1 protein-coding gene is annotated in these 405 nt (G+C 43.2%); it reads left to right on the forward strand.

Translation table 11 applies throughout. The features are described from left to right. Position 1: 1 nt before the first annotated feature. Positions 2-405, forward strand: a 404-nt coding sequence (locus G4V62_RS19330) for a transposase (protein ID WP_446685524.1), incomplete at its 3' end; no start/stop codon positions are given.

The following is a 405-nucleotide window of genomic DNA, read 5'->3' on the forward strand; positions in this document are numbered from 1 at the left end:
CATTATACGACAACTAAGTCTATTTGACATGCATGAATTATATGAGATGGAGCCTTCCAATCATTTTGAGGCTGTCTTTTCAGCCCTTAATCTGAATCCTATCTGGGCTTTACTAGAAAAGCCCAATAAACTGGGTGCCCCAAGAGAGTTAAACTATGGCGCCATGGTCTATTCACTGATCGCTCGTGTGGTGGAGCGTATCGTGACAATGAAAGACCTCGTCAAACGGTTAAAACGTGATCCTATCTTTCGGTATGACTGTGGGTTTCTTCACTCTGATCAAATTCCATCTGAAGCTTCCTATTCTAGGATGATCACCACCATCAGCGAATCAGATGTGATGGAACAGATCCATGATGAACTGGTTCTGCTTGCCATCGACGAAGGACATATCAGCGAAGAAAA

It is taken from the genome of Litoribacterium kuwaitense (assembly GCF_011058155.1).
GTDB lineage: Bacteria > Bacillota > Bacilli > Bacillales > DSM-28697 > Litoribacterium > Litoribacterium kuwaitense.